General features: G+C 67.9%; 12 protein-coding genes and 1 pseudogene. 4 read left to right on the forward strand and 9 right to left on the reverse strand.

From position 1 onward, the window contains the following. Positions 1-179, forward strand: a pseudogene (locus tag ACLJRL_RS35750) (IS110 family transposase); the annotation flags it as partial. Between the two features lie 40 nt (positions 180-219). Here the strand turns inward: ACLJRL_RS35750 and ACLJRL_RS35755 are convergent. Further along, positions 220-3540, reverse strand: a complete 3321-nt coding sequence (locus ACLJRL_RS35755; RefSeq protein ID WP_410660800.1) for a glycosyltransferase — start codon at positions 3538-3540, stop codon at positions 220-222. A gap of 132 nt (positions 3541-3672) precedes the next feature. Next, a complete protein-coding gene (locus ACLJRL_RS35760) occupies positions 3673-4056 on the reverse strand; it encodes a WhiB family transcriptional regulator (RefSeq protein WP_410660801.1) in 384 nt (127 codons plus the stop codon). Positions 4057-4227: 171 nt separating this feature from the next. Here ACLJRL_RS35760 and ACLJRL_RS35765 point away from each other — a divergent pair, with 171 nt between their 5' ends. Next, entirely contained in the window at positions 4228-4989 is a 762-nt protein-coding gene (locus ACLJRL_RS35765) for a site-2 protease family protein (RefSeq protein WP_410660943.1), read from the forward strand. A 97-nt stretch (positions 4990-5086) separates the two neighbouring features. On the opposite strand, the gene ACLJRL_RS35770 is transcribed toward ACLJRL_RS35765, so the two are convergent. Genes ACLJRL_RS35770 through mshB form a run of 3 tightly spaced genes read right to left on the reverse strand, consistent with a single transcriptional unit; the run spans position 5087 to position 7147 of the window. Beyond that, complete coding sequence (locus tag ACLJRL_RS35770) at positions 5087-5878, reverse strand: hypothetical protein (protein ID WP_410660802.1); 792 nt, start codon at positions 5876-5878, stop codon at positions 5087-5089. After that, positions 5871-6272: a hypothetical protein gene (locus ACLJRL_RS35775; protein ID WP_410660944.1), complete on the reverse strand. Its 402-nt coding sequence runs from the start codon at positions 6270-6272 to the stop codon at positions 5871-5873. The genes ACLJRL_RS35770 and ACLJRL_RS35775 overlap by 8 nt, the downstream gene beginning before the upstream one ends. A 32-nt stretch (positions 6273-6304) precedes the next feature. Beyond that, a complete protein-coding gene (mshB, locus tag ACLJRL_RS35780; RefSeq protein ID WP_410660803.1) occupies positions 6305-7147 on the reverse strand; it encodes an N-acetyl-1-D-myo-inositol-2-amino-2-deoxy-alpha-D-glucopyranoside deacetylase in 843 nt (280 codons plus the stop codon). 194 nt (positions 7148-7341) lie between these two features. Between mshB and ACLJRL_RS35785 the strand changes: the two genes are divergently transcribed. Beyond that, positions 7342-9129, forward strand: a complete 1788-nt coding sequence (locus tag ACLJRL_RS35785) for an ABC transporter ATP-binding protein (protein WP_410660804.1) — start codon at positions 7342-7344, stop codon at positions 9127-9129. A 137-nt stretch (positions 9130-9266) separates the two neighbouring features. On the opposite strand, the gene ACLJRL_RS35790 is transcribed toward ACLJRL_RS35785, so the two are convergent. The 4 genes from ACLJRL_RS35790 to ACLJRL_RS35805 all read right to left on the reverse strand — a co-directional run bounded on the left by ACLJRL_RS35790 (position 9267) and on the right by ACLJRL_RS35805 (position 15191). After that, entirely contained in the window at positions 9267-10193 is a 927-nt protein-coding gene (locus ACLJRL_RS35790; RefSeq protein WP_410660945.1) for an ABC transporter permease, read from the reverse strand. A gap of 1 nt (position 10194) precedes the next feature. Next, a complete protein-coding gene (locus ACLJRL_RS35795) occupies positions 10195-11211 on the reverse strand; it encodes an ABC transporter permease (RefSeq protein WP_410660946.1) in 1017 nt (338 codons plus the stop codon). Positions 11212-11393: 182 nt separating this feature from the next. Next, the gene (locus ACLJRL_RS35800) at positions 11394-13196 is read right to left on the reverse strand and encodes an ABC transporter family substrate-binding protein (RefSeq protein ID WP_410660805.1); all 1803 of its coding nucleotides are present in this window, start codon (positions 13194-13196) and stop codon (positions 11394-11396) included. Positions 13197-13481: 285 nt separating this feature from the next. Then, complete coding sequence (locus tag ACLJRL_RS35805) at positions 13482-15191, reverse strand: ABC transporter family substrate-binding protein (RefSeq protein ID WP_410660947.1); 1710 nt, start codon at positions 15189-15191, stop codon at positions 13482-13484. Between the two features lie 235 nt (positions 15192-15426). Here ACLJRL_RS35805 and ACLJRL_RS35810 point away from each other — a divergent pair, with 235 nt between their 5' ends. Next, entirely contained in the window at positions 15427-16800 is a 1374-nt protein-coding gene (locus tag ACLJRL_RS35810; protein ID WP_410660806.1) for an MFS transporter, read from the forward strand. Positions 16801-16969 lie beyond the last annotated feature (169 nt).

Genomic DNA, 16969 nt, shown 5'->3' on the forward strand with positions numbered 1-16969 from the left:
AAACCTCACCCGGAGCACGCACCTACTACGACACGCTCCGGGCCCGCGGCGTCGGTCACCAAGCCGCGCTACGCCAGCTCGCCAACCGACTCGTCGGCATCCTCCACGGATGCCTCAAAACCCACACCCACTACAACGAAACCACCGCCTGGGCCCACCACACCACCATCGCCGCTTGACAACCAAAACCCAGGGATGTCTTCACGGACTCCCCGATCGCTACGAGACGGGGTCTCGTCGTCGTGTGGGGACAGCGGTCAGCACTGTGAACAGCACCGCGGCGATCTGCCCGAGCAGCAACAGGTTCCGCGTGGTCCCCTGGTGCTCGATGACGACCTCGGAGGGCTCCGGCGGCACCGAGACGGCCACCTGATGTCCCCAGGCACGCACGATCGGCACCGCCTTCCCGTTGACGCTCGCCTGCCAGCCCGCCTCGAATTCCGCGGCCAGCACCAGCAGCCGCCCGGTCGGTCCCTCCGAGACGCGCACCCGCACGTCCGGCAGCCCGGCCTGCACCGGCGCGACGCCGGCCGAAGCCCCCGGAGCGCCCTTCCCGGTCACGGCCGCCTGCGCCAGTTCCGGTGAGATCAACGCCACCTGACCGCCCGCGGGCAGCAGCCGCAGCACGGGCCGTCCGTCCGAAGTCGGCGCCGCCGGAGCGACGAGGTCGCGCGCGAGTTCGACGAAGGCGTTGCCGTCGGCACCGCTGGGCAACACGACGTACAGCACCCCGGAGGCCGCGGCTGCGGCGAAAGCCTGTTTCACCGCGTCCGGCGAACCTTGCAACAAGTCCCGGCGCCACGAGGCCAGCCGGTCGGCGCTACCGGGCGTCGGCGCGAGTTCGTCGTCGCCGTACCGCGGCAACCGTCCGCCGGTCTGCCGCACGGGTTCCTGAGCAGTTCCCACCACCAGCACCGAGCGCCCGGTCGAAGCGAGTTCAGCCGAGATTTCCGAAGCCGGCCGTTCACCGGACCGCAGCGGGCCTTCCCGCCCGGCCACGACCGCGCCGGTCGCGAGTGCCAGCAGCACGACCACCCCGGCGACGGCGGTGACCTTCGCCAGCCACGGCGCCGGTTCGACCCGGGCTCCGCCGCGCTGCCAGGTGGCCAGCACCGTCCAGAGCAATCCCGCGCCGACCACCAGCAGCGGAACGCCCGCGTAGCCGGTCGCGTGCCCGCCGCCCGACATCGGCGTCAGCGCCACGAACCGGACGGCCACGAGCCCGAGCACTCCCAGCGCCGCGACCGCGACACCGCCGCCCACGCCCTTCGTCGGCCGGACCACCAGCGCGACGATCGCGGCCGCGACCAGCACGACCCCGATCGGCCAGGCCCCCGGACCGCCCGGATCCAGCCCGGCGAGATCGGCCCCGGACGCGGCCGTCGAGCCGCCGCCGAGCCCGTGCAACAACAGTTCCGGATGTTTCAGCAGCACGCTCGGCCACGGCAGCAGCAACGCCAGCGGCAGGAACACCACGATGCCGACCGACGCGATCCGCCGCGCGAGCCCGGTCGGCGAAGGCAGCACGACGAACCCGAGCACCAGCCCGACCAGCGCCAGCGCGTGCGCGAGCGGCGAGAAGGCGCCGATCAGCGCCAGCCCGATCGCGCTCAGCGCGGAGATGTGCAGCCAGCGCGAGTCCGCGCGCACCAGCAGCCCCACGATGCCGGCGATCACCGGCGGCAGCAGCAGGTGCACGACGACGACGTCAAGACGTCCTTGCGCGACCGAAGCGGTGGCCGCGGGCAGCACGCCGTACGCCGCCGCGACGACGGCACGCACCCAGCGACGTACGCGAAGACGACGAGTCGCCACGTACGCGCTCAGCGCGGCGAGCGGGATGTCACCGATCAGGAGGATCGCGACCAGTGCCGCCGGGCCGCCGATGGGCGCGAAGACCGCGCCGAGGATGCCCAGCACCGGCAGCGTCGCGGGCGCGGGACTCGCCGTCCCGCCCGCGATCGCGTGCCACGGCGCGAGGTACGACGACCAGATCTCGCCGAGCGAGCCGACGGGCAGCAGTTTCCCGCCGAAGAGGTCCAGCCCGAGCCGGGAACCGTTGACCACGAACGCGAGCGCCGTCAGCACGACGAGCATGAGCACCGGCGGGGCGAACACCGTCGCGCCGAGCACCCGCTTCCGGTCGACCTCGACGAACACGAGTTCCGGCTCCGGCGGACGCCCGCCGTCACGCGGCACCGGCGACGGCTTCGGCCTGCCCGAGGCCCGCTTTTCGGTGGCCAGTTCGGTGACCTGTTCGGGCACCGCGACCGCGACGATCGCACTCGGCCGCCGCAGCCCGGCCCCTCGCGAGCCGACGCCGCGCAGCGCGCCCGCGGGCAGCGCGCCCGGGCCGGTCGGCCGATCTTGCCCGGCCTTCAACGCCTCCGGCGGGATCCAGGCGCCTTCCTGGTCCGCGCTCTCCGGCACGGTCCCGAGGGCGAAGTCCCGTTCGACGCCGCGTCGCACGAGCCCGACGACACCGGCGCGGACGGCGTTGCGTATCCGCGTCAGCCGTCCGGTGAAGAGGCCACGGACGTCACCGGGCCGCTCGGTCTTGCGGCGCTCGGCGCGGGCGGCGCGCAGTCCGCCGCGGCCGCGCAGCAGGTACCCGACCGCCGACAGTTCCGCGCCCGCCTCGCCGGTGCGGCGCAGCAGGAGGAACGCGAGCGCGCGCAACACCGCGAAGAGCGGAATTCGAACCAGGCCGAACCAAAAGGACAGTGGCGGGCAATTGACGAGGAACACCCGGAGCCCGTGTGCGCGGTTGGCCGCGGCGAGAGAGGTGCCGAGCGCGTCCGGTTCCCGTTGCCCGGTGCTGAGCGCGCGGGCGTGCCGGAGCCGTGCCGAAGGCACCGAAAGCACCCGGCCGCCGGCGGCGTTGGCCCGCCAGCCGAAGTCGAGATCCTCCCGCAGCAAGGGAAACCCGGGGTCGTAGCCGCCGAGCGAGTGCCAGACTTCCCGTTGTACCAGCGATCCCGCACTCGGCACGGCGAGCACCGGGGTGTCGTTCTCGTCGGGCGAGGTCTGCTGCCGGTGGCCGATCGCGTCGGTCGACAGCCCGGCCTCGACGATCAGCCGCGGGTCGCTCCAGTCCACCGCGAGCGGGCCGAGCACCGTCGCGGACGGATCGTTTTCCGCCGCTGCCAACAGGTTTTCGAGACAGTCGGGTTCTGGCGCACAGTCGTCGTGCAGCACCCAGACCCAGCCGCCGGGGTCGCCCCACCGTTCGACGGCGCTCTCTACGGCCTCGCCCATCGCGGCACCGAAGCCGACATCACTCGAAAGTGTGAGGATTCCGTCGAGGACCGGGGCACCGTCCGCGCCGCCGACGACGCTTTCGGACGACGCCGCGTCGGCGAGGATCTTCGCGGTCCGGTCAGTGGAACCGGTGTCGACGGCCAGGACGTGCCGAGGCCGGATGCTGCTGCGCCTCAGCGCGGAAAGCGTCAGTGGCAACCAGTTCTCGCCGTTGTGACAGACCACAATGGCCAGAACGGGGACCGTACGCACTGCGGGCGGCGCGGCTGTTCGCGACAACGGGACTCCAGTGGGACGGCGACTCAGATGCCGCCACCCTATGACCTCGCCCCGTCACTCGTCGGTGGCCCCACGATCTGGGACCAGGGCAGGAAGCGATCTCCGGCGCACCAGGGCAGCCGGAGATCGCTGTCACACAGCTCGCTTTTTCAGTTTCCTACGCTCGCGTTCGGAGAGCCCGCCCCAAATACCGAACCGCTCGTCATGTGCGAGGGCGTACTCGAGGCACTCGTCCTTGACCTCGCAACCGAGGCAGATCCGCTTGGCTTCGCGGGTGGAGCCGCCCTTCTCAGGGAAGAACGCCTCCGGGTCCGTCTGCGCACAGAGGGCCCGTTCCTGCCAGTCCTGCTCTTCCGCGGAGGCATCGTCGAAAAGCTCGGTGAGATCGCCCAGTTGCTGCTCCGGGATCTCGCCCCAACCCACGACTTGCCCCCATTCCCTTCCATCTGCTTCCAACCGCACGTCCGCCTCCTCGCTGTCCACGCACTCCCCAGGCTGGCGGTGTTGAAACACCATCCGCCGCCCCCTTCCAGCGACGAATGACATCACTGTGATTACACCCGTGTAGTGCGGTCAGGTCAAGCGGAGTAGCGAGTTCGGGGGATACCTCAGCCTCATCGCGCAAGGGGACACGCCGAGAACTTCACATCGGGCATACGGAAGACTGGTGGGGTGCAGAGATCAGCAGTGCGGCCAAGCCCGATCTTCCTCGGCATCCTCGCGGTCACCGTTCTGGGCGGTGTACTGGCGGCTTTCGGTGATGCGACCACGATTTCCAGCCAGAACTACGACCCGCTGACCATCGCCGGCGTGGTCCTGCTCGTGATCGGGGGCTGGGTGGCGTCGCTGACGCTGCACGAGTTCGGTCACGCGATCGTGGCGTTCCGCGGCGGTGACCACAGCGTCGCCCACAAGGGTTACCTCTCCATGGACGTCCGGAAATACACGGATCCGGCACTGTCCATCATCCTGCCGTTGGTTTTCCTCATCATCGGTGGCATCCCACTACCGGGTGGTGCGGTGTGGATCGAACATGGACGACTGCGTTCACGCTCGGTCCAGTCCTGGGTGTCCCTGGCCGGACCGCTGAGCAACCTCGCGGTGGGAGCGTTCCTGACCCTCGTCGTCGCGCTGGTGCCGATGGCGAGCGGGCTCGTGATCGGACTGTCGTTCCTGGCGTTGCTTCAGATCGTCACGTTCATCCTGAACATCCTGCCGATCCCGGGTCTCGACGGCTGGGGCGCGATCGAGCCGTACCTTCCGCCCGGCGCACGCGAGTTCGGCGCGAAGGCCCGGCCTTGGGCTCCGCTCGTGCTGTTCGCGCTGCTGTTCCTCGTGGACGAGGCGAGCCGGTTGCTGTGGCAGGTTTCTTTCACGATTTTCGACGCCGTCGGCGGCTTCGAACTCGCCGCGCAGTACGGGCAGGACGCGTTCATGTTCTGGAAGTGAGCCCGGCCTCAGTGTCTGTTGGTGAACCCGCGTCCGCAATCGCGTGTTCACGCGTTACGTCCCTTTCGGAGTGCATCTCAGCTCCGCCAACCGGCCCTCAGGCGCCGTCGGGGTGTTCGAGGAACCACTCGTGCGCCCGCTTCCAGACACGCTTGAGGCCGGACCGCTCGCCCAGGTAGTCGCCCGCCATGCCGACCACCGGCAGTTTTCCCAGTGCCCGGTGGAAGAGCTTGCCGCGCGGCCGCTTCTCCAGTTCTTCGACGATGCCCAGCAACCCCCGGCCGAGCCGCCACAGCGTGCCCGCGGCCGCCTTCAGGGTGACCTTGCCGTGCTTCTTCTTCGACTCGTCGAGTTCTTCGGTGAGCTTCGCCGCTTCGTCATCTTCGGCGGCTTTGTCATGTTCGGCGTGTTTGCCCGCCGCGATCACCGGGTCAATGTCGCGTTCGAAGAGCACCCACGCGATCAGCCGGACCCGGGCGCCGACGTCGGTCACGCCGTACTCCCCCGCGATCGCGCACAGCAGCACTCCCTGCGACGCCGCGCCGAGCGCGTCCTGCACCGGCAACCGGTCGGCGAGCGCGCCACCGATACCGGGGATCGCGGTGATCAACGACGTGAAGCGGCCGACCCGGTTCACCCACCAGTCGGTCCGCTGATAGCCGGTCATCTCCGCCCAGGCCGCGGTGCCGGGCACCTTGACCGACGTGATCCCGTCGAGCAGTTTGTCCTTCAGCCCGGGCTCGACGTCTTCCAGCGCGTCGTCGCGACGGCCCCGGGCCTGCAGACCGAACGGATCCGCGTCGCGGAGCGCGTCGACCATCGGCCCGCAGCCGCGGACGAACGGGCGCAGCACCGCCACGACCTGGCGATCCGAAATCGCTTCACCCACCGTTGCCTCCCTTGGCGGCCTTCGCCGCCGCTGTTCCGAGTCCTCCGCCCAGCGCCAGAGCGCCCGGCAGCGCACCGCCGCCGATCAGCAGCAGCGCGCGCCAGTCCTGCACCAGCACCAGATCACCACCCGGGCCGGTCATACCCATCCCGAGTACAACGAGTACCCAGACGAGCAGCGGAATCACCGAAAAGGAGGGCCGGACCACTTTGGCGGTCGCCCTCACCACCAGCGGCGTGGTGATCACGGCGACGACGACGGTCACCGGGAACGGGGCGTCGCCCAGTTTCGGCAGCACGATGCCGTCGAGCCGCAGCGGCAGGAAGAACAACTCGAGCAACCCGAGCAGAAACGCGACGAAGCACAGCAAGGCCAGCATCCAGCGCTGCCCCATCGTGAGCGGCTGTGGCGACCGGGACGCCACCGTCACGTCGCCGGTCCTCCGAACAGGTCCGCGGCGGCCCCCTCGGCCGGCCCGTGGGCGAGCACGAAGTACTCGTGCGGGGTGATCGGCTGCGCGACGTCGTTGCTCAGCGCGAAGTGGTCCGCGAGATGCGCCGGAGCGGGCAAGCTGACCTGGGTCTCGTGTGCTCGCAGCGCGGCGGCCTTCGCCGGGATGTGCGGGCCGACGTCGAGAACGGTCGTGATGGTCTCGTCCGGCGTCACCGGCAGTTCGCCGTCGTCCGGCACCCGGAACGTCGAGCGCCCGCGGAGCGCGGCGAGCCCGGCCGAGACCGCGTCACGAGAAGAAACAGTATGGAAGATCCGTTCGACCGATTCGGCCTTCGGCGCGGCGAGCATGGTTATCTCGTGCGCGCGAATGTGGTCGGGATGCCCATAACCCCCGAAAGCGTCATAAGTGACGACGACCTGTGGGCGGATCTCGTCGAGGATCTCCACGAGCTGAGCCGCCTGCTCGTCGAGGTCGCCGCCGGAGAACGCCCGCGGATGGGCCGCGGACGGCGTCCCGGCCATCCCCGAATCCCGCCAGCGCCCGATGCCGCCGAGATAGCGATGCCGCGTGACCCCCAGTGCCGCGCAGGCCGACGCCAGTTCGCCCGCGCGGTAGCCGCCGAGCTGGTCGGCCGCCCAGGAACCGAGCCCGTCGAGGGACGGCGGGATGATCTCGCCTTCCTCACCGAGAGTGCACGTGACGACGGTCACGTCGGCGCCTTCGGCCGCGTAGCGCGCGATGGTGCCGCCGGTGGTGATGCTTTCGTCGTCCGGATGGGCGTGGACGAGGAGCAACCTGGTCTGAGCGGAGATCACGGCTTGAAGACTAATTCGAACACGACGGGCTTTCCTTTATAGGGTGTCGGGACGGAAGCCCCGGAGCACCGACCTTAGTCGGGCGACTCTCGGTTATCCTCGCGCACGTCCGAGGCACTTTTACCGCCGAAGACGCGTTGACACAGTCGCGACCCTGTGTCGTGACCATATGTACCCCCACGAAGGGCATCTTGGTGAGCACTGAAGCAGCATCGTCGGACCTCGGCGGCGTGTCGGGTTCGGTTCTGTCCATCTCCAACCTGAGCGTCTCGTTCCCGACCGACGACGGCGTCGTCGACGCCGTCAAGGGCATCGGGTTCGACGTCAAGCCAGGTGAGATCGTCGCGGTGGTCGGCGAATCCGGTTCCGGCAAGTCGGTGACCTCGATGTCGGTGCTCGGGCTCCTCCCGAAGACGAGCCGGATCGCCGGTGAGCTCCGCCTCGGCGAGCGCAACCTGGCCGACCTCAAGGAGAAGGACCTCCAGAAGATCCGCGGCAACCAGGTCGCGATGATCTTCCAGGAGCCGATGACCGCGCTGAACCCGGTCTACACCGTCGGCTGGCAGCTGCGCGAGGCGCTCCGTTCGCACCAGGACATCTCGAAGGAAGCCGCCGACAAGCGCGCTATCGAGCTGCTGGAAATGGTCGGCATCCCGAACCCGCCGCAGCGCTTCAAGCAGTACCCCCACCAGCTCTCGGGTGGCCTTCGCCAGCGCGTCGTCATCGCCATGGCGATCTCGTGCGACCCCCAGGTGATCATCGCCGACGAGCCCACCACGGCCCTCGACGTCACCGTGCAGGCGGAGATCCTCGGCCTGCTGCGCAAGCTGCGCGACACCCTCAACACCGCGATCGTGCTGATCACGCACGACATGGGAGTGGTCGCCGACCTCGCCGACCGCGTGGTCGTGATGTACCAGGGCAACATCGTCGAAGAGGCGCCGGTGCGCGACCTGTTCGCGTCGCCGCAGGTGGAGTACACCCGCAAGCTGCTCGCCGCCGTGCCCGTGCTCGGCCAGCGTCCCGAAGGACGCCGCCTGCTCGACGACTCGGGCATCGACGCCGACAGCGCGGAGGCCTCGAAGATCGCCGACGAGATCCGTCTCGCCGACGCCGAGCTCGAAGCCGTGATCGAAGAGAGCGCGCCCGCGCTCGAGATCAAGAACCTCGTGCTGGAGTACCCCGGCAACCGCGGCCAGGCCAAGAACCGCGCCGTCGACGACGTCTCGCTGACCATCGCCAGGGGCGAGATCGTCGGCCTGGTGGGCGAGTCCGGTTCCGGCAAGTCGACCGTGGGCCGCTGCGCGATCCGTCTGCTGACCCCGACGTCCGGCACCGTGTCGATCGCGGGCAAGGACATCACGAACATGTCCAACAAGGACCTGCGCCCGCTGCGCCGCTACTTCTCCATCGTCTTCCAGGACCCGGCGTCCACACTGGACCCGAAGATGACGATCGGCGAATCGATCGCCGAGCCGATGGTGCTGCACAAGTTCCTGTCGGGCAAGGCGCTGAACGAGCGCGTGACGTCCCTTTTGGACAAGGTCGAGCTCGGCGGCCACTACCGCAACCGGTACCCGCACGAGCTCTCCGGCGGCCAGCGCCAGCGGGTCGCCATCGCGCGGGCGCTTTCGCTCGACCCGGCGCTGCTGATCGCGGACGAGCCGACCTCGGCGCTGGACGTCTCGGTGCAGGCGCGTGTGCTGGACCTGTTCCTGGACCTGCAGCGCTCGCTGCAGTTCGCCTGCCTGTTCATCAGCCACGACCTCGCCGTCGTCGACCTGCTGGCCGACCGCGTCGCGGTGATGCAGTACGGCAAGCTGGTCGAGGTCGGCACGCGTGACCAGGTGCTGCACTCGCCGAAGGAGGACTACACCCGCCGTCTGCTCTCGGCCGCCCCGGTGGCCGACCCGGTGCTGCAGGCCGAGCGCCGTGCGGCCTGGAACGCGGGCAAGCTCGCCCCGGTCGCCGACAGCGTCTAAGAAGTACTTAAAAGGCCCCCTTCCTCCGGGAAGGGGGCCTTTTGCGCGCTTAGAGGTTTCGTAACGAAAAGCGCGTGAGGGCCACCCTCAGGGACTCTGAGTCCCTGAGGGTGGCCCTCACGCGCTTTAAGAGAGGACTAGCCCTTCATGCGGCGCTGCCGCGGGTCGAAAGCGTCCCGCAGGCCGTCACCGATGAAGTTGATCGTCAGCGAGATCAGCACCAGCACGACGAACGGACCGAAGAACAACGCCGGCCGGTTCTGCAGCTGCGAGTAGTTCTCGAGGATGACGCGGCCGAGCGACGTGTCCGGCAGCTGCACCCCCAGCCCGATGAAGGAAAGCGCCGCCTCGATCAGCACGGCCTGCGCGATCGCGAGGGTCGCGTTGACCGTGATGAGGCCGATCATGTTCGGCACCAGGTGCTTGAACACGATGTGGAACGTCCCGGCGCCGGACGCGCGCGACGCGTCCACGAACTCCCGCTGGGACAACGACATCGCCTCTGCCCTGGCGATACGCGCGATCGGCATCCAGCCGAAGGAGGCCAGCACGATCGCGACGATGTACCAGGTACCACCGCCGAACACCTTCGCCAGGATCGCCGCGGCGGCGATCTGCGGGACGATCAGGAACAGGTCCGTCACGCGGGAGATCGCCGAGTCGGTGAAGCCGCGCAGGTAGCCGGCCATGGCACCGAAAACGGTGCCGATGGTGGTGGCGACGATCGACACGATGAGCGCGATCAGGAGCGAGTACTGGGTGCCGCGCAGGATCTGCGACACCATCTCCTTGCCGACCTGCGTCGTGCCCAGCGGGTACTCCCCGCTCGGCTTGGCGAACGACGGGAAGGAACTGTCCTCGTAGTCGTACGGCCAGAAGATCGGCATGATGATCACGGTCAGCACGAGCAGCAGCAGGATCGCCGTGCACACCATCGCCAGCTTGTGCCGCAGGAACTTACGCAGGACCAGCTTGCCCTGACTACGCGGCTCCGGCATGGCTTCCGGGGGAAGCTTGCCTTCGGCGGCGGCCGCGGAATCTTCGGCCGCGATAAGGGAATTCAAGTCAGCCAACGCGAATCCTCGGGTCCAGGATGCCGTACATGAGATCGGCGATCAGGTTGGCGACGATGATGCTGCCGGAGATGAGCACCAGCCACCCCATCATCACCTGCGTGTCGTTCTTGACCACGGCTTCGACGAGCAGCTTGCCCATGCCGTTCCAGTTGAACACCGACTCGGTGATGATCGCGCCCGAAAGCACGGCACCGAAGTTGACGGAGAACAGCGTGGTCACCGGGATCAGGGCGTTCCGGAACGCGTGGCGGAAGATGACCCGGCCGCTGCCGAGCCCCTTCGCACGAGCCGTCCGGACGTAGTCCGCGTTCATCGTCTCCAGCATCGAAGCGCGCTGGAACCGGCTGTACGCGGCGAAGCTGATCGCCATGATGGACAGTGTCGGCAACAGGTACGCGCCGACGTAACTGGCCAGGAAGCCGCCTGGACCGTCGAAATTCAGCGATTCCGGACTCGTGGTGCGGATCCAGGGATTACCGAGCACATCGGACAGTCCCAGGTCCCGGACCCAGCCGTTGAACTCGATCGCGTAGCCCTTCAGCACGATGGCGACACAGAAGATCGGCATCGAGAACAGAAGGAAGGCCAGCGTCGTGGCGATGTAGTCGATGATCGAGTACTGCTTGACGGCCGCGACCACACCGACGAGAACGCCGAGGACGAGCGCGAGGATCTCGGCTCCGACGACGAGCTTCAAGGTGACCTCGAACGCCGCCATGACCTTGGGGAACACCGGCGCCTGCGCGTTGCCCTGCGCGATGGACACGCCCCAGTCACCGGTCACGAAGTTGCCGAGCCAGCTGAAGTACCGGGGGATGATGCCCTGGTCCAGGCCGAGCCGCGAGGCGGTCTCCGCGAGGACGGCCGGGTTCATCGCCGGGTTGCTCTTCAGCTCCGCGAGCGGGTCGCCGGTGCCGGCGACCATGATGAAACACAGAAAAGTCCCGACCAGCAGGACGGGAATCGATATCGCCAGACGGCGAAGAATGTAGATCACCAGGTTCAACGAACTGCTCCTCATCCGGGCCTGGTCGCCGAAGTGCTGGACCGTCGCCCGGTTGTCCACCGTAGTGGCGGTAACCCTACGGTCAACAGCTACTTCCGGCGGGTACGGGGGCCCGGCTTTTGGCCGGACCCCCTTACCACCTCCGATTGCGTAAGCGAGAGGTGAAAAAGCGGGCCTAGACCCTACTTCTTCTCCCACTCACCGGCGTTCCACAGGACACCGTTGTACGACTGCATGTAAGTGCGGTCGATGCCCTTGAACGCCCACATGGACGGGGTCTGGAACAGCGGCAGCGTCGCGTACTCGTCCGCGATCGCCTGGTCGGCCTTCTGGTAGCTCTCCAGCTGGACGGCCTCGTCGGTGGCCTTCACGGCCGCCTCGAACGACGAGTCGATCGTCGGGTTGGTCAGGCCCTGGTAGTTCTGGCTGCTGTCGTCGACCCGGGTGATGTAGATCGACTTCTGCTCGGCCTTGAACGGAGCGGCGGACCAACCGAAGAGCGCGGCGTCGTAGTCGCTGGCCGCGAGACGGCCACCCTTCAGGAAGTTCGCGTCCTGGTCGTCCGTGATCTCGATACCGGCGAGCTTGGCCTGCGAGATGATGATCTCGACGGTCTGCTGACGGCGGGCGTTCTGGTTGTGCGAGATCTTGAACGAAGCGCGGACACCGTCCTTGGCGAAGATGCCGTCGCCGCCCTTGGCCCAACCGGCGTCGGTCAGCGTCTTGGCCGCGGCCTCGGCGCCCAGACCGGCCTTGCTGCTGTACAGGTCCTTGAAGCCCTGCTCGCCCGGCATGAACACGATGCTGTTCAGCGGGGTCGCGTCGGCCTGGACTTCCTTGAGCAGCTTGTCGGTGATCTCCTGGCGGTTGACGACCTCGAAGAACGCCTTGCGCAGGTTCTTGTCCTTGAACATGCGGCCGTAGTTGAGGTCGATGTGCTCGAAGGTCAGCTGCGAGGCCGAACCGTAGGTGACGCCCTGAGCGGAAAGGCTCTTCAGGGTGCCGGCGGCGGTGGCGTCGGGCTGGGTCGAAGCGGCGACGTCGATCTCACCGTTCTGCAGCGCGGTCGCCATGGCCTTGGTGTCCTCCATCGCCTTCACGACGATCTTGGAGGGGCCACCCTTGCCACCGATCCAGTTCGGGTTCTTCACGAGCGTGACGGCCTTCTGGTTGGCGTCGAACGCTTCGATCTTGTAGGGGCCCGAAGCCGGCATGATGTCGGCCTTGAACTGCTTGAACCCGTTGGTCCAGAAGTCACCCGCGGCCTTGAGCTGCGCCGGGTCGCCGGTGAGGGTCAGCTTCGTGATGTCCGCGACGTTCGCGTTCTTCTCGACGATGTGCGCGGGCATGATCGCGGTCGAGTTGAACAGACCCTTGTAGTCCAGGTAAGGCTCGGAGTACTTGGTCTCGAAGGTCAGGTCGTCCTTGCAGGTCGCCGAGTTGATCAGCTGGTAGCCGGTCGTCGAAGCGGCGAGGAAGGCCTGCTTGCCGTCCGGGCCCTTGGCGCCACCGTTGTGCGCCAGCCAGGACAGGTACATGTCGTCACAGTCGAACGCTTCGTTGTCGGACCACTTGACGTTCGGCTTGATCTTGTAGACGACCGTCTGCGGCTCCTTGGAGGTGACCTCCCAGGACTCGAACACGTCGTTGTTCAGCAGCACCTTGTTGTTGCCGTCGAGCACATCGGCACCGGCGAGCACGGCAGTCAGGATGTAGGTGTTGTACGACGTGTTGGTGTCGGGCGTGTCGTTGTTGTAGCCCGAGTACCCGTCGTCGATACCCACCGTGACGGTGCCTTCGTACCCCGGGGTGTCCGCGAGCTTGAAGTTTTCGCCGTTCTGCGCCTTGCCGAGCGCCATGGCCTTGATGTCGGTCGACGACCCGTTCTGGTCGGAACTGCCGCTGTCGCCACCGCTGCATGCGCTCAGCACAAGCGCGGAGGCCGCGATCAGCGACCAGGCGGAGACTGCCTTGGACTTCCTCATGAAGTGTGCCCTCCTAGCACTGGGTTCCTGAGATCGGAACAGGACCCCACACCGCTCCGGTGAGATGGGCCGGAGCCTATGACACGCCAAGCAACCTCATTTGGCGCACTGCGGGTGCACGCTAGAAAGGAAATGCACGAACAGTCACCAGTTCCGGGGCGATCGTGACCAAAGGGTAACTTCCGGCTGACTTCGAGAAATATATTGGTTACCAGGAGGAATCAACCCGCCACTCGAACGTGCCGAGAAAGGTCACCCTCCGGCGCGAACTTGGCGGCGAATCGGCTACTTCGGACCGCGCGTCCAGTTCACCGCGGACCCGAATGGGCCCACCATAGGAGGACCAGCGGTTACTCCGGAAATACCAGAGCCGATGGCGAGGGTATCGGCCAGCTGGAACAACGGAATGGCAACATTCCGGCGCCACAATTCCGGTTCGAGGGTCGAAAGCGCGGTGGCGACGGGCGTGGTGCCCGCCAGCGCGGAGTCGATCGACGGCTGCAGGGCCGGGTCGCAGAAGCCCAGCGGGTTGCCCGGCACGACGGCCTTGGTCTTGTCGGTGAGCTGATCAGGACGGCAGCCGAAGGTGGACGCCAGCACCGACGCGACGTCCGCACCGCCCGTGGCCTGGCCGATCACCGCGATGTCGATCCCGACGTTGCCCGCGCCCTCCGGCGTCGTCTGCTGCACTCCGTTGAGCACCGGCATGGCCAGCAGGTTCGAGAAGAGCTCCCTCGGCTGCGGGGCGATCGCGTTGACCTCGATCCCCGCGGCCACCAGCTGGGCGGTCAGCTCCTTGGCGATCGTCGCGTACGGCTCCTGCTTCGCGGGCGACGCGACGACGAGGGAAAGGTTCTTCCCGTTCTTGCGCCAGGTCCCGGCTTCCTTGGTGTAGCCGGCGGATTTGAGCAGTTCCTCGCCCTTGGCCGGATCGGCGGCCGACGGCGGCCCGGGTGCCGGGATCGTCGGCTGGAAGCCGGTGACCGACGGGACGCGGGCCTGGGCGTCGGCACGGAGCTTGTCCGACGGGCCCCCTTCCGCGGCCTCGGTGATCAGCTTGCCGCGGTCGATCAGCGCGGTGACGCCTTCGCGCACCTTGGCGTCCGCGAGCGTCGCGCTCACCGGCCGCAGGAGGATCTGGGCGACCGTGGGCCGCGCGACCGTGTGCAGCTGAACGGCCGATCCCAGCTCCCCGAGCCGTTTGAGGCCGGTGGCGTCGGTCCTGGTCATGACGAACTGGTCGTTGCCGCTGCGCAGCGCGGCCAGTGTGCCGTCCTGATCGCCCGCACGGAGCACGATCCGGTCCAGTGCGGAGGGTTTCTCCCAGTAGCGCTCGTTGCGCTCCAGGACGACCTCTCCGCGCGCGGTGTCGAGGCCCTTGATCGAGTACGGCCCGGCGACGGCGGGGAACGTCGTCGCCAGCGCCCCCTGCCAGCCGTTCGGCGCGTCCTTGAGCAGGTGGGCTGGCAGAAGATCGTTGAAGAGCGTCTGCCAGCCCGGGTACGGCTTTCCGAAGGTGACCTCGACCCGCTTGCCGCCTTCACGCGACTGGATGTCGGAGATCAGCCGGTAGCCCGCGGCGCCGATGACGCCGGGCTGGTCGCGCATCGCCTCGCGGAGGTACGCGAAGTCCTCCGCGGCGATCGGCGCGCTGTCGGACCACGAGGCGTCCGGACGGATCGTGTACGCGACCGTGAACGGCTGCTGCGAGACGACCTCGGCGGACTTCATCAGGTTCTTGTCGAGCTCGACCGTGCCGTCGTCCTTGGGGCGGAACACCGACGGGAGCAGGAGCTGCGAAAGCGCCGACGTCACCTGGGAGGCGTCGGCGAGGTTGTGCGGGTTGTAGCCGCCGAGGACGTCGTCGACACCCACCACGACCTGCGAAGGCGTCTTCGTGGTCGACGTGCTCACCGGCGAGGCCGACGAGCTGACCACGGGCGGAGGCGGGGTGTTGCTGCAGGCGGCGAGAAGGACGGCGGCGCACGCCAGCAGCGGCGCCGTTTTATTCGCAACCCGCACGCCTGAATCCTCCTGATTTGTCCCTCGCCCGCCGCCATGCTGCCACGGTGGGCACGGCCTTGGCAGCGAGATTCCCATATCGGGCCGTCCGCCGCGCGACCGGGCGCGTGCCCCTTACTAGGAGGACGTTCGAACCGGTCGCGAGGTTCCTGCTCAGGCCCGGGGAAAACGCTTAGCCCGGCGAAGCATCTGCGGCTAGCTTGCCGAGGTGACCAAACGCGCACTCGTCCTCGTGATCGTGCTCATGTCCACGTTCACCTTCCCGCTGACCATCACGGGCGCGTCGGTCGCCCTGACCGACATCGCGAACGACCTCGACGCGGGCCTGGCGGCCACCCAGTGGGTCGTCAACGGCTACAACGCCTGCTTCGCGAGCTTCCTGGTCTTCGCGGGATCTCTGGCCGACGTGCTGGGCAGACGGCGGATCTACGTGGCCGGGCTGGCCCTGTTCGTCGGCGGCGGGATCGCCTGCACGATGGCCGGGAACATCGTCGTGCTCGACGTCGTCCGCCTGATCGCCGGCACCGGCGCGGCCGCCGCGGTGACCGGCGGGCTGGCGATCCTCACCGAGACCTTCCAGGGCGCGGCGAGGACGCGGGCGTTCGGTCTGGTCGGGACGGTGCTCGGGATCGGGCTCGCGTTCGGGCCGTCGATCGGGGGCCTGCTGGTCGACCTGATGGGCTGGCGGGCCGTTTTCGGCGCCCCGGCGGCCGTGGCCGCCGTCGTGCTGGCTCTGACGCCGCTTCTGCCGGACGTTCGTGGTGAGACCGGGCGCCGGATCGACTGGGCCGGTGCCGCGCTCTTCACCGGCGCGATCGGGTTGCTGATCTTCGGTCTGGTCGAAGCGGGTGAACGGGGCTTCGGACATCCGGTCGTCGTGGGCAGCGTGGTGTCGGCCGTCGTGCTCGCGGCCCTCTTCCCGGTGGTGGAACGACGCCGTGAACATCCGCTGTTCGACCTCGCCCTGCTGGCCAACCGCGGCTTCACGTCGCTGGCCGTCGCGGCGGGCGCGCTGGTCACCATCCTGGTGCCGCTGCTGGTCTACCTGCCGTCGTACCTGATCGAGGTCGTCGAGCTCAGCGCCGGCGAGGCCGGGCTGTGGCTGCTGATGCTGACGGCGCCGACCGTGCTGTTCCCCACCGTCGGGGCCGCGCTGGCACGACGTCTGCCGTCGATGTGGTTCGTCGCGGGAGCGGTCGCAGTGAGCGCCGCCGGGGCCTTTCTGCTGATGACCATGAACGCGTCGTCCGGAGTGCTCTCGTTGCTCGCCCCGCTCGTTCTCGTGGGGGCAGGTACGGGATTGACGATGGGTTTGCTCGACGGTTTGGCAATCGGTTCCGTGAGCCCGGAACATTCCGGAACGGCGGCCGGAATGTTCACCACCGCACGATTGGCGACGGAAACGATCGCCATCGCGGTTGTGGGTGCCGTTCTGGCGTCGATTACCGGCGGGCGACTCTCCGGGGAGTCCTATACGGACGCATTTCGGATCGTGTGTTTCGCGCTGGGTTGTGTCGGCGTTCTCGGGACGGTGTGCGCCGCCGTCCTCTCGCCCCGCAGAGAAACCGTTCCAGCGTCTTGAACACCGTCCAAAATGGAACAAGAAATTCGCGGAAAAAGCCCGATCTGACATTAAGAACCCGAACGAATACCGTAAGTGACCAAACGGTCTCCCCAAGGGCGCCCCGCGCCCGACGGAGACTTCACCCCGCGCGCCCTCTTTTCGGGCCGAAGGCCCACGAAGACACGAT

Origin of the sequence: Amycolatopsis sp. lyj-112, assembly GCF_046549055.1 — a bacterium.
GTDB lineage: Bacteria > Actinomycetota > Actinomycetes > Mycobacteriales > Pseudonocardiaceae > Amycolatopsis.